The 12,526-nt window shown below is 28.8% G+C and carries 14 protein-coding genes; all 14 read left to right on the top strand.

The window, feature by feature from the left end:
* The first annotated feature begins 15 nt into the window (after positions 1–15).
* The gene (ruvB, locus tag BET03_RS02230; RefSeq protein WP_183108677.1) at positions 16–1,026 is read left to right on the top strand and encodes a Holliday junction branch migration DNA helicase RuvB; all 1,011 of its coding nucleotides are present in this window, start codon (positions 16–18) and stop codon (positions 1,024–1,026) included.
* Between the two features lie 11 nt (positions 1,027–1,037).
* On the top strand, positions 1,038–1,253 hold the full coding sequence (locus BET03_RS02225; RefSeq protein WP_120166789.1) for a DUF2905 domain-containing protein: 216 nt from the start codon (positions 1,038–1,040) through the stop codon (positions 1,251–1,253).
* Between the two features lie 27 nt (positions 1,254–1,280).
* The gene (locus BET03_RS02220; protein WP_120166787.1) at positions 1,281–2,897 is read left to right on the top strand and encodes a SpoIID/LytB domain-containing protein; all 1,617 of its coding nucleotides are present in this window, start codon (positions 1,281–1,283) and stop codon (positions 2,895–2,897) included.
* Between the two features lie 12 nt (positions 2,898–2,909).
* The gene (gene queA, locus BET03_RS02215) at positions 2,910–3,938 is read left to right on the top strand and encodes a tRNA preQ1(34) S-adenosylmethionine ribosyltransferase-isomerase QueA (protein WP_120166785.1); all 1,029 of its coding nucleotides are present in this window, start codon (positions 2,910–2,912) and stop codon (positions 3,936–3,938) included.
* 20 nt (positions 3,939–3,958) lie between these two features.
* On the top strand, positions 3,959–5,077 hold the full coding sequence (gene tgt / locus BET03_RS02210) for a tRNA guanosine(34) transglycosylase Tgt (protein ID WP_183108676.1): 1,119 nt from the start codon (positions 3,959–3,961) through the stop codon (positions 5,075–5,077).
* Between the two features lie 60 nt (positions 5,078–5,137).
* Positions 5,138–5,416 (top strand): preprotein translocase subunit YajC, encoded by a 279-nt coding sequence (gene yajC, locus BET03_RS02205; protein ID WP_120166781.1) that lies wholly within the window; start codon positions 5,138–5,140, stop codon positions 5,414–5,416.
* A 128-nt stretch (positions 5,417–5,544) separates the two neighbouring features.
* Positions 5,545–5,931, top strand: a complete 387-nt coding sequence (locus tag BET03_RS02200) for a TIGR04086 family membrane protein (RefSeq protein ID WP_120166779.1) — start codon at positions 5,545–5,547, stop codon at positions 5,929–5,931.
* A 62-nt stretch (positions 5,932–5,993) separates the two neighbouring features.
* Positions 5,994–6,137, top strand: a complete 144-nt coding sequence (gene scfA / locus BET03_RS02195) for a six-cysteine ranthipeptide SCIFF (protein WP_120166777.1) — start codon at positions 5,994–5,996, stop codon at positions 6,135–6,137.
* A gap of 137 nt (positions 6,138–6,274) precedes the next feature.
* Positions 6,275–7,624: a thioether cross-link-forming SCIFF peptide maturase gene (gene scfB / locus BET03_RS02190; protein ID WP_279230312.1), complete on the top strand. Its 1,350-nt coding sequence runs from the start codon at positions 6,275–6,277 to the stop codon at positions 7,622–7,624.
* A 10-nt stretch (positions 7,625–7,634) separates the two neighbouring features.
* Entirely contained in the window at positions 7,635–8,147 is a 513-nt protein-coding gene (locus BET03_RS02185; protein WP_120166772.1) for a gamma carbonic anhydrase family protein, read from the top strand.
* 12 nt (positions 8,148–8,159) lie between these two features.
* Positions 8,160–9,425 carry a protein translocase subunit SecD gene (gene secD, locus BET03_RS02180; protein WP_120166770.1) on the top strand — a complete coding sequence of 422 codons (1,266 nt, stop codon included), beginning with the start codon at positions 8,160–8,162 and terminating at the stop codon, positions 9,423–9,425.
* Between the two features lie 13 nt (positions 9,426–9,438).
* The gene (secF, locus tag BET03_RS02175; protein ID WP_120166768.1) at positions 9,439–10,317 is read left to right on the top strand and encodes a protein translocase subunit SecF; all 879 of its coding nucleotides are present in this window, start codon (positions 9,439–9,441) and stop codon (positions 10,315–10,317) included.
* A gap of 123 nt (positions 10,318–10,440) precedes the next feature.
* Positions 10,441–12,111, top strand: coding sequence for an ABC1 kinase family protein (locus BET03_RS02170; protein WP_120166766.1), 1,671 nt, complete (start codon positions 10,441–10,443; stop codon positions 12,109–12,111).
* A gap of 15 nt (positions 12,112–12,126) precedes the next feature.
* A complete protein-coding gene (locus BET03_RS02165; protein ID WP_120166764.1) occupies positions 12,127–12,522 on the top strand; it encodes a LapA family protein in 396 nt (131 codons plus the stop codon).
* The last annotated feature ends 4 nt before the right edge of the window (positions 12,523–12,526 follow it).

The following is a 12,526-nucleotide window of genomic DNA, read 5'->3' as shown; positions in this document are numbered from 1 at the left end:
AGGGAATTGATAGATATGGAAGAAACTGAAAGCAGAATAATATCAAGCCAAATAAAAGATGAAGATAGAGAAATAGATACAACTTTAAGACCTAAGTCTATTAATGATTATATAGGTCAAGATAAAATTAAAGACAAATTGAAGATCTTTATAGAAGCTGCCAAAAATAGAAATGAAGCCTTAGACCATGTTCTTCTATATGGTCCACCAGGACTGGGTAAAACTACATTAGCATCAATAATCGCAAATGAAATGGGAGTAAATCTTAGAATAACTTCTGGACCAGCAATAGATAGACCTGGAGATTTAGCAGCAATTCTTACAAATTTAGATGAAAATGATGTACTTTTTATAGATGAGATACACAGATTAAATAGAAGTGTAGAAGAAATATTGTACCCGGCCATGGAGGATTTTGCTTTAGATATTGTTATAGGTAAAGGACCTAATGCAAAATCAATTAGATTAGACCTTTCAAAATTTACCCTTATAGGTGCTACAACAAGGGCTGGACAATTGACATCACCTTTAAGGGATAGATTTGGTGTTATATGTAAATTAGATTTTTATTCAGTTGATGACCTTAAAAAGATAGTAAAGAGGTCTGCCAAAATATTAGGGGTAGAAATAGATGAAGATGGTGCTTTAGAAGTAGCAAAGCGTTCTAGAGGAACACCACGTATTGCAAATAGATTATTAAAAAGGGTTAGAGATTATGCTCAAGTAGTAGAAAATGGAATAATAAATAAAAAGGTTGCGCAAAATGCTTTAAAATTACTAGAAGTAGATGAATTAGGGCTTGATAAGATTGATGAAAAGTTATTATTAACAATTATAAATAAATTTAATGGAGGACCAGTAGGATTAGATACACTTGCTGCATCTACCGGGGAAGAAAGAAATACTATAGAAGATGTATATGAACCATACTTATTACAGATAGGTTTTATTAACAGGACTCCAAGGGGACGTGTTGTAACGAAAAAATGTTATGATCATTTTCGAATACAACCTAAAAATGAATAGAGGTGGTAGGTATGGATTCAATTGGTAGGTTTATAATTTCTATTGGTTTTATTTTAATATTTGTTGGAGGACTAATTTTATTACTTCAGAAGATAGGGCTTAATAGACTACCAGGGGATATAGTAATTCAAAAAGGTAATTTTACTTTCTTTTTTCCAGTAGTAACTTCAATAGTAGTAAGTATAATTTTAACAATAATTTTAAATATTATCTCTAGGTTTAGGTAAATTGACAAGTATGTTAGGGGTGAAATCTTGAAAAGGAAAATTGGCATTCTTTTTATTTTATTATGCGTATTTGTTACTATGATTACTTTAGATGCTTATGGTATAGAGAATGATGAAAAGTATATAAGGGTTGGTTTGAAAAGGCCTGTATATTCTAATTATTATGTAACCTTAAAAGCTAGTAATAATTTCTTTTTAGGATTTTGGAACAATAGTTTCGAAGAGTTTATTGAATTAGATAAGGAAAATATTTTAGTAAGATTAGATGACTTTTATATTAAAGAGAACGGTATATATAAAAGAGTATTAAAAGGTCAAGAACCACAAATAGGTCCATATCATATAAAGGTAGAAAAGGAATTTAGAACTTATGAAGAAGTTTTAGAAGAAATCGATATTTTAAAGGATAAAGGAATAAAGGCTTATCCATTATATGATAGTGGATTTAAATTAGGCATTGGGCAATATACAAGTACAGACGAAACTAAAAGAGAATTATCAAGTTTAAAGGAAAAATTAGATTATAAATTAGAAGTTGTAGAAAATGATTTTAACAAGGTAGTAATTGAGGATGAAAAAGGGGATATTATACTTATATATAATGCTAATGACAATATATATATAAAATCAAAAGATTTAATAGCTGTTGAAGATAACAGATATAGGGACTATATAACCTTTGATAGAAACAATGATGAATTGATAACTATTAATTATGTTACCCTAAAACATTATCTTTATGGTGTAGTGCCTAGGGAAATGTCGCCAAATTGGCCCTTAGAGGCTTTAAAGGCTCAAGCTGTAGCTGCAAGAAACTATGCTTTAACTAGTATGTATAGACATGCAGATGAAGGATATGACTTATGCGATACGATACATTGCCAAGTTTATGGAGGTTATGACTGGGAAAGGTCAAGGAGTAATAGAGCAGTTGATGAGACATCTGGCAAGATATTAAAATATAAAGGAAATTTAGTTGTCACTTATTTCCACTCATCTAGTGGAGGATATACTGAAAATAGTGAAAATGTGTGGAGCACAAGAGTACCATATTTAAGAGGTGTAAAGGATGAATTTTCTCTAGGGTCTCCAAATGATAATTGGAAAATAGTAATGGATAAAGAGAAGATAAATGAAAAACTTAAGAGTTCAGGAATTGATGTGGGTAATTTAATTAAACTTAGACCAATTGAGTATTCAGAAAATGGTAGGGTAATTGAATTAGAAGTAATAGGGACTGAAAGATCAGTTATACTTGAAAAAAATAAGATAAGACAAGTATTTGGCTATAATAATTTAAAGAGCACCCTTTTCCAAGTAGAAACTGATGCTGATATTTATGTTTTAAATGGGTATAGTAGTAAACCTGTAAAAACAACTCTAGAAAGTGTAAATGTAATTTCAGGTAATGGTTATCAATTAGCTAATAGAAGTAGGATAAATAGATTTAAAAGTAATTTTAACATAACAAATGGAAGCGAGAAAAATGTAGTTCCTTCTAGTCCAAATAAATATATTTTTAATGGAAAAGGCTGGGGACATGGCTTAGGCATGAGTCAATGGGGAGCTAAAAAAATGGCCGAATTAGGTTATACTTATGAAGAAATATTAAAGCATTATTATATGGGAACAAAACTAGAGTAAAGGATGATGGAAATGAAAAAACAGGATTTTTATTTTGAACTTCCAGAAGAATTAATTGCACAACATCCACTAAAAAATAGAGAAGAATCTAGACTTATGATATTAGATAAAGAAAATGGAGAAATAGAACATAGAAAATTTAAAGATATTATTAACTATTTAAATCCAGGAGACTGTTTAGTCTTAAATGATACAAGGGTAATTCCAGCAAGATTATTTGGAAAAAGAAAGGATACAGGTGGAAAAATAGAGTTTTTATTATTAACAAGATTAGAAGATGACAAGTGGGAAATTCTAGTTAAGCCAGGTAAAAGAGCAAAAATAGGTACAGAATTTGTGTTCGGAGATGGATTACTTGAAGCCAAAATACTAGGTATTAATAGGGAAAGTGGAACTAGAATAGCAGAGTTTAAATATGATGGAATTTTTGAAGAGATTTTAGATAGACTAGGGAAAATGCCACTTCCGCCATATATAAAAAAAGAATTAGATGATAAGGAAAGATATCAAACAGTTTACTCTAAAAATGAAGGATCTGCTGCTGCACCAACAGCAGGATTGCATTTTACACACGAATTATTAGAAAAAATTGAGAAAAAAGGTATTGAAATAGTTTATATAACACTACACGTTGGTTTGGGAACTTTTAGACCTGTAAAAGTAGAAAATATTAAAGAACATAAAATGCATTCAGAGTATTATGAGGTAAGCAAAAAGGCAGCTGAAACAATAAATAGAATAAAAGAATCTGGTGGAAGAATAATTTCAGTAGGAACAACAACAACAAGAACCTTAGAATCAGTGGCAGATGATAATGGAAAAGTTAAAGCACAAAAAGGTTGGACAGATATATTTATTTATCCTGGATACAAATTTAAAGTGGTGGATAATTTAATAACAAATTTCCATTTACCAGAATCAACTCTTATTATGCTTGTAAGTGCGTTAACTGGAAGGAAAAATATATTAAATGCCTATAATGTAGCAGTTAAAGAGAATTACAGATTTTTTAGTTTTGGAGATGCTATGTTTATAAAATAAATTAAGTAAGGAGGCATATAATGGCTGTAAAATATGAACTAATAAAAAAATCTAATGAATGTAATGCAAGATTAGGGCGACTTCATACCCCACATGGGATAGTGGAAACCCCAATATTTATGCCTGTTGGAACTAAAGCTACTGTTAAAACTATGACACCTGAAGAACTTAAAGAAATTGGTGCACAGATTATATTAAGTAATACATATCATCTTTACTTAAGACCAGGTCATGATTTGGTTGAAGAAGCAGGTGGTTTACATAAATTTATGAATTGGGATAAGCCAATATTAACTGACAGTGGTGGTTTCCAAGTTTTTAGTTTAGGTGATTTAAGAAAAATAACAGAAGAAGGTGTTGAATTTAGGTCACACTTAGATGGTTCAAAGCATTTTATAAGCCCTGAAAAATCAATTGAAATTCAAAATTCCTTAGGTGCTGATATTATAATGGCATTTGATGAATGTCCTCCATATCCAAGTGATAGAGATTATGTTAAAAAATCTCTAGAAAGAACTACAAGATGGGCAAAGAGATGTAAGGATGCCCATAAAAATCCTGAAACTCAAGCTTTATTTGGTATAGTTCAAGGTGGTATGTATAAGGACTTAAGAGAACAAAGTGCTAAAGAAATTATTGATTTAGATTTTCCTGGATATGCAATTGGTGGTTTAAGTGTAGGAGAACCAAAAGAAATCATGTATGAAGTATTAGATTATACAGCTCCACTACTACCAGAAGATAAACCTAGATACCTTATGGGTGTTGGTAGTCCAAATTATTTATTTGAGGGAGTTATAAGAGGAATAGATATGTTCGATTGCGTGCTTCCTACTAGAATTGCAAGGAACGGTACTGTTTTAACTAGTCATGGAAGGTTAGTAGTTAGAAATGCTGAATATGCTAGAGACTTTTCACCATTAGATCCTGAATGTGACTGTTATGCATGTAAAAACTATACTAGAGCATATATAAGACATCTATTTAAGGCAAATGAAATTTTAGCAGCAAGGTTAGCAACTATTCATAATCTATATTTCTTATTAAAACTTATGGAAAATATTAGAAAAGCTATAAAGGAAGATAGACTATTAGAATACAGAGAAGAATTTTATAAAAAATATGGTTATATAAAATAATAAAAAGGATATAGAAATATTTTGTTGAATAATAATAAAGTAAGGAAGGAGGGACAAAATTTGCAAGGATTTTCTGGACTATTACTACCTATTCTATTTTTAGTAATATTTTATTTTCTTCTAATAAGACCTCAAAAGAAAAAACAAAAGCAAATTGAAGAAATGAGGCAAAATTTAAAGGTGGGAGATGAAGTTACAACTATAGGGGGTATATATGGTAAAATTACTAAACTAAAAGATGATATAGTAACTATAGAAGTTGGCTCAGATAAGAATAAATTTGAAATTGCTAGATGGGCAATAGGTAGTGTAAGAAATAACACTGAAACAGAAGAATAGTACATAAAAAGGCTTCTTAAAGGAAGCCTTTTTTATTTTTTGTTGAGATAATCCAATTATATTCAATAAAGTAATAAACTTTTTTTAAAAGACATAAATATGGAGTAAGGGTATATGGAGGTGAATTTATGAATTATAATGAATCTAGAAAAGGAAGTTATGGACTGATTTTAGTTAAGGGCATAGGCTTTAGTTATGTGGTTACTTTAATCTGTATTTTAATTTTTGCTATTGTTATGACATACACTAGTATTTCTGAAAAAATAATTCCTCTAGTAAATTCTATTGTAATGGTCTTTAGTATAGTATTAGGTGCAATATATACCTCATTAAAAGTAGAACAAAAAGGTTGGCTAAATGGTGGAATTGTTGGACTTGTTTATGTAATAATAATTGTATTATTAAGTAGTATTTTTATTACTACCTTTACATTTGATGTTAACGCTATATTAAAAATATTAATTGGACTTATTACAGGAGCAATTGGAGGTATGATAGGTATTAATCTAAAATAAGGCTTTTATGTAATAATTATTTGTGATATAATCTAAAGGAAAAAAGTTTAAGGAGGTATAGTATGAAACACATAAAAACAATAAGTGGACGTAGTTTAAATAAAACAGTATGTAATAGTGGTTGTGGAGAATGCCAAACTTCCTGTCAATCTGCATGTAAAACTTCATGTACAGTTGGTAATCAAAAATGTGAAAACGATAAGTAACTACATAAAAGTAGTGGGTTTCCACTACTTTTTTATAGTTTAATTAAGTCAAATCCTTGAATAACTAATATTTTAGGATTATTTTTTTGCTTAATTAAAATAGATAATAAATATAATAAAAGCAGGAGGAAATAACAATGGGAATTCATAAATTCCATTTAAATGGTAAAAATATAGTATTAGATGTAAATAGTGGTTCTGTTCATGTAGTAGATGAATTAGTGTTTGATATATTAGATTTTTATAAAGAATCTACATTAGAAGATATTATTTTAAAGTTAGAGAATAGATATGATAAATCAGATATTAAAGAAGCATATAAGGAAATCAAAAAATTAGAAGATGAAGAACTTTTGTATAGTAAAGACCATTACGAAAAACATTTTAATTATAAAGACCAAAATATAGTTAAAGCATTATGTTTACATGTTGCTCATGATTGTAATCTTAATTGTAAATACTGTTTTGCTTCTCAAGGTAATTATAGTGGTAAGAGAGAATTAATGCCTTTAGATGTTGGGAAAAAAGCATTAGAGTTTTTAGTGAAAAATTCAAGAAATAGAAAAAATTTAGATGTAGATTTCTTCGGTGGAGAACCACTTTTAAATTTTGAAGTAGTAAAAGAATTAGTTATATATGGAAGGAAATTACAAGATGAATATGATAAAAATATTAGCTTTACAATTACAACTAATGGTTTATTATTAGATGATGAAAAAATCGATTTTATAAACGAACATATGGAAAATGTAGTTTTAAGCTTAGATGGAAGAAAAGAAGTTCATGATAAAATGAGACCAACTATCAATAATAAGGGTAGCTATGATTTAATTGTACAAAAGTTTAAAAAGCTCATAGAAAAAAGAGGTAATAAAGATTATTTCATAAGGGGAACCTTTACTAGGGATAATTTAGATTTTTCTAAGGATGTTCTTCATTATAAAGAACTAGGTTTTGATGTTACCTCTTTAGAACCTGTAGTATGTGACCCAAATGAAGACTATTCATTATTAGAAGAGCATATTGAAAAGATATTAGAAGAATATGAAAAACTATCTAAAGAGTATATTAAAATTAATAAATCTGGAGAAAGATTTATATTTTATCATTTTGTTATAGACCTTGATCAAGGACCTTGTGTCATAAGAAGGGTTACAGGTTGTGGAGCTGGGTCTAACTATCTTGCAGTTACTCCAAGTGGAGACTTGTATCCTTGTCATCAATTTGTTGACCAACCACAATTTAAAATAGGAGATGTTTTTAACGGAATAATTAGAGAGGATTTAAGAGATAAGTTTAGAAGTGTAAATATATATACTAAGGAAGAGTGTAAAGATTGCTGGGCTAAGTTCTATTGTAGTGGAGGTTGTATGGCTAATGCATATTACATTAATAAAGATATTACTAAGCCATATAAGCTAGGTTGTGCAATGGAGAAAAAACGTATAGAATGTGCCCTTTCTATTGCTGCAAATCTTAAAGATTAGGAGTGATATAGTGATTCTTGAATATAATGGAATAAAGCCCCAAATGCATGAAAGTTGCTTTATAGCTAAAAGCGCTGAGATTATAGGTAAAGTGACTATTGGGGAAAAATCAAGTGTATGGTATAAATCAGTTTTAAGGGGAGACGAAAACGAAATAATTATTGGTAAATATACTAATATACAGGATGGGTGTACAGTTCATATAGCTAAAGAATATAAAACCATAATTGGAGATTATGTTACAGTAGGCCATAATGCAATTATTCATGCATGTAATATAGGAAATAATGTGTTAGTAGGAATGGGTTCCATAATACTTGATGGTGCCGAAATAGAAGATAATGTGCTAATTGGAGCAGGAAGCATTGTAACACCTGGTAAAAAAATACCTTCTGGTTCACTAGTCTTAGGTTCTCCAGCAAAAGTAGTAAGAAAATTGACAGAAGAAGAAATACAATCTATAAAAAAATCTGCAGTAGACTATGTTGAATATGCCAATAGACATAAGGAACTAAAGAAATAAAGGGGGATTAAAATGAGGGCAAAAAGTGCTATATTTTTTATAATAATTGTAGCTTTGGTTGGTTTAATATCATATTCATCAATATATGGATTAGATTTAGGAAAATATGAAATTGTACCAGTACAGGAAGAAATGAAGTTAGGTTTAGACCTAAAAGGTGGAGTATTTGTATTACTAGAAGCTCAGACTGATGCAACTGGAGATGAATTAGCTAGAAAAATGGAACAAGCTAAAGCCGTTATAAGACAGAGGGTTGACGGGTTAGGTGTTGCTGAGCCTAATATAGTAATAGAAGGTAATAAAAGAATAAGAGTAGAACTTCCAGGTGTAAAAAATGCACAAGAAGCAATAGATATAATTGGTAAAACTGCACAATTACAGTTTATCGACTATGAAGGTAATGTTGTAGTTACAGGAAAAAATGTAAAAAAATCAGAGGTAACATATAGTCCTGATGGCACTGGTAGAGAAGTACCGGTTGTTGCATTAGAGTTTGATAAAGAGGGAACAGAAAAATTTGCACAAGCCACAAGTAAATTAGCTCAAAAAACAAATGATATAGAAAAAATTATTTATATTGTACTTGATGAAGAGATTATCTCAAATCCAGCAGTAACTGAACCTATTACAAATGGTCAAGCTATTATTACAGGTGGTTTTACAGTTGAAGAGGCAAGTAAACTTGCTACATTAATAAGAGCAGGAGCCCTTCCTGTTGAAATGAAAGAAGTCCAAACATCAGTAATAGGTCCTACATTAGGACTAGCATCTTTAGATAAAAGTGTAAATGCTGCTAAAATTGGACTTTTATTAATATTTATATTTATGATTATTTATTATAGAATACCAGGTTTAATAGCAGACATAGCCCTTATTATATATATTTTATTAGTCTTAGGCACTATGACATATTTAGATGCTACTTTAACATTACCAGGTATTGCTGGTTTAATACTTTCGATAGGTATGGCTGTGGATGCTAATGTTGTAATTTTTGAAAGAATTAAAGAAGAAATAAGAAATGGAAAAACTTTAAGATCTGCAGTAGACTCAGGATTTAAAAGGGCATTAAGAACCGTTATAGATGCTAATGTAACTACATTTATAGCAGGACTTGTACTTTTTCAATTTGGTACAGGACCAATTAAGGGATTTGCTGTAACACTTCTTATAGGATTAGCAGCTTCTATGCTTACAGCTGTGTTTATAACAAAGTTTTTACTAAAACTAGTTGTAAAAATGAATATTACTAGAAACACAAAATTATATGGAGCTTAGTGGGGGGATTAATATGAATATAATAGGCAAAAGAAATATTTTTTTCATATTATCTATAGCTATTATATTAACAGGAATTGTAGTAGCTATAATAAGTGGTCTTAATTATGGGATTGACTTTACCGGTGGAACCCTAATGCAGATTAATTTAGGGAAAAAAGTTTCAGTTAATGAAATAAGAGAAATTACAGACCAATTTGATAAAAATGCTAGTATATTACATGCAGGTGATAATAAAGAGAAAATAATAGTTAAAACAACCTTAGATTTAAATAATAAGAATAGATTAGAAATTTTTAACAAATTTAAAAATAAGTATAATCTGAAAGATGAAGATTTTATTCAATCAGAAAAATTTGGCCCTGCAATTGGTAAAGAAATAAGGAGAAAAGCTATAATAGCAGTGTTAATAGCGACAGTCGGAATGCTTTTATATATAACCTTTAGATTTGAGTTAATGTTTGGGATTTCTGCAATAGTTGCTTTGATACATGATGTTTTGATAGCTTTAGCAGTTTATGCACTTTTAAAAGTTCCAGTAAATAGTTCTTTTGTAGCAGCAATTTTAACAATTGTAGGTTACTCTATAAACGATACTATAGTAGTTTTTGATAGAATAAGAGAAAATTTAAAAGTTATCAAAAGAAAAAATTATGATGAATTAGTAAATAAGAGTATACAACAAACAATTTCAAGGTCTATAAATACTTCATTTACTACATTGTTAGCTATTGTAACTCTATATATTCTAGGTGTTGAAGCAATTAAAGATTTTGCATTACCCCTAATTGTTGGGATTTTAGCAGGAACGTATTCTTCAATTTTTATAGCAAGTCCTGTTTGGTATTTATTAAAAACTAGAGGAAAAAACATTAGACCAAATAAAGCCTAATTGTTGTAAAATAAGCCGCCCTTTGTTTATGGGCGGTTTTTAATTAATAAATTAGCGTTTAGATTGAAAAAATATAGTAAGTTGAAATATACATATTTTAATCCTCTACTAAGGGGTGATTTTTTGAAAATAAATAGAATTGAGAGAAGCTATAAAAATTTAAAAAGATATAGAGAAATAGCTAAGGTACTAACAAAATATGGTTTTAGTTTTTTAACTGAAAAAGTGGATAAAAGTTTTCCATTTAATAGATATTTTTTTAAAGCTTCTAAAGAACTATATAAAAATTATTCTAGAGCTGAAAGAATACGTCTAGCATTTGAAGAATTAGGCCCTACTTTTATAAAACTTGGTCAAATTTTAAGCACTAGATATGATATATTACCAAAGGATATAGTAGAAGAACTAAGTCAGCTTCAAGATAGAGTTAAGGAATTTGACTATGAAATAGCTAAAGAAATAATAGAAAATGAATTAGAAACAGAAATTGAAAATATCTTTGAACACTTTAATAAAATTCCTATAGCTTCAGCATCAATTGGTCAAGTATACAAAGCCAACCTTAAAAATGGTGACAAAGTAGTTGTTAAGATTCAAAGGCCTAATATACAAAAAATAATTAATACTGATATAGATATTTTATATTTTATAGCCCATATGCTAGATGAACATTTTAGTAAGAGAAGTCCTGTGAAGGCAGTAGAGATAGTTAAAGAATTTTCATATTTTATAAAGAAGGAACTAGATTATACATATGAAGCTCAAAATTGTGACAGCTTTAGAGAAAATTTTAAAAATGATAACAGAGTCTATATTCCTAAAATATATTGGGAATATACAACAAAAAGAGTATTAGTAATGGAAGAAATTAAAGGGGTTAAGGTTAGTAATATCAAAGAAATAGAAAAATTAGGATGGGATAAAGAGAAAATAGCTAGATTAGGTGCAAAAATTTTTATGGAACAAGTTTTTATTCATGGTTTATTTCACGGTGATCCACATCCAGGGAATGTTTTAGTAATAAATGAGAATAAAGTTGGTTTTATTGATTTTGGAATAGTTGGGTATATAGATAAAAAAACCCTTGATTTAATTATAAGTCTATTGAGAGCAGGGATAAATAGAGATATAGAAAGAATAATCTATAAGTTAAGTAGAATGGAAGTTATTACAGATAAAACCGACAAAATGGGATTAGAAAAAGACTTATACTATCTTGTTAACTATTATTACAATGTTCCTTTGAAAAAATTAAGTTTAGGAAATGCATTTAATGAATTATTACAAATCGCATATAAGCATAAATTAAAAATGCCATCACAACTTGCATTACTCTTAAAAACAATAATTATTGTAGAAGGTACGGGGAAAAAGCTAAATCCTAAGTTTAATTTAACAAATATATCAAATGAAGTTTTAAAAAACATGCAATTAAACAGATTGAAACCTAAAAATTTGCTAAAAGGTATTACTAATATATCAACTAGCTACTATGATGACATAAAATTTATACCTAAGCAAATAATCAGTATATTATCTAAATTAGAAAAAGATAAAATTAAATTATATGTACAACTTAAAGGTCTTAAAGATTTGGAAGATGAAATTAATAATATGACCAATAGAATATCTTTAAGTTTATTAGTATCATCAATTATTATTGGCTCATCACTTGTAATACAAGCAAATATTGGACCAAAGTTATTAGGAATGTCTGCTTTTGGCTTAATAGGTTATGCAACTTCTGGGGTTTTAGGGCTTTTTTTAATTATTTCTATACTATTAAAAAAATAATAAGGGGTGTTAAATATGCAAGTTGGATTTATTCTGTCTTTAGTTTTTGCTATTTTAATAGCAATTTTTGCATTACAAAATTCTAGTCAAGTTATGATTGATTTTATATTTAAAAAAATACAAATTTCTCAAGCTATCGTTATACTTGTTTCTGCATCATTAGGAGCTGTAATAGCTACCGCTTTAAATTTAGTACGACAATTTAAGTTAAATCTTAAAATTAAGGATTTAAAAAGAAAAATAACTAGTTTAGAGGAAGCAAAAACAAAAATAGAAAAAAAGCTAACTAAATACTTAGAACAACAAGAGGAATTAACAAATGGAGATAACATGGCTAACAACAGTGGAAAAAATGATGACACAAGAGATGAAAACAAAAAAGTAAAATCACCAAATATCCATAGTAATTAAGCAT

Source organism: Thermohalobacter berrensis, assembly GCF_003609645.1.
Lineage (GTDB): Bacteria > Bacillota > Clostridia > Tissierellales > Thermohalobacteraceae > Thermohalobacter > Thermohalobacter berrensis.
Note: the sequence above shows the minus strand (reverse complement) of the source record. Positions and strands in the feature narration are given on the sequence as shown.

Excerpts from the sequence above, each read along its gene's own strand:
- BET03_RS02165 (WP_120166764.1), top strand. The coding sequence starts at position 12,127 with ATGCAAGTTGGATTTATTCTGTCTTTAGTTTTTGCTATTTTAATAGCA.
- queA (WP_120166785.1), top strand. The coding sequence starts at position 2,910 with ATGAAAAAACAGGATTTTTATTTTGAACTTCCAGAAGAATTAATTGCA.
- BET03_RS02225 (WP_120166789.1), top strand. The coding sequence starts at position 1,038 with ATGGATTCAATTGGTAGGTTTATAATTTCTATTGGTTTTATTTTAATA.
- BET03_RS02200 (WP_120166779.1), top strand. The coding sequence starts at position 5,545 with ATGAATTATAATGAATCTAGAAAAGGAAGTTATGGACTGATTTTAGTT.
- secF (WP_120166768.1), top strand. The coding sequence starts at position 9,439 with ATGAATATAATAGGCAAAAGAAATATTTTTTTCATATTATCTATAGCT.
- tgt (WP_183108676.1), top strand. The coding sequence starts at position 3,959 with ATGGCTGTAAAATATGAACTAATAAAAAAATCTAATGAATGTAATGCA.
- scfB (WP_279230312.1), top strand. The coding sequence starts at position 6,275 with ATGGGAATTCATAAATTCCATTTAAATGGTAAAAATATAGTATTAGAT.
- scfA (WP_120166777.1), top strand. The coding sequence starts at position 5,994 with ATGAAACACATAAAAACAATAAGTGGACGTAGTTTAAATAAAACAGTA.
- secD (WP_120166770.1), top strand. The coding sequence starts at position 8,160 with ATGAGGGCAAAAAGTGCTATATTTTTTATAATAATTGTAGCTTTGGTT.
- ruvB (WP_183108677.1), top strand. The coding sequence starts at position 16 with ATGGAAGAAACTGAAAGCAGAATAATATCAAGCCAAATAAAAGATGAA.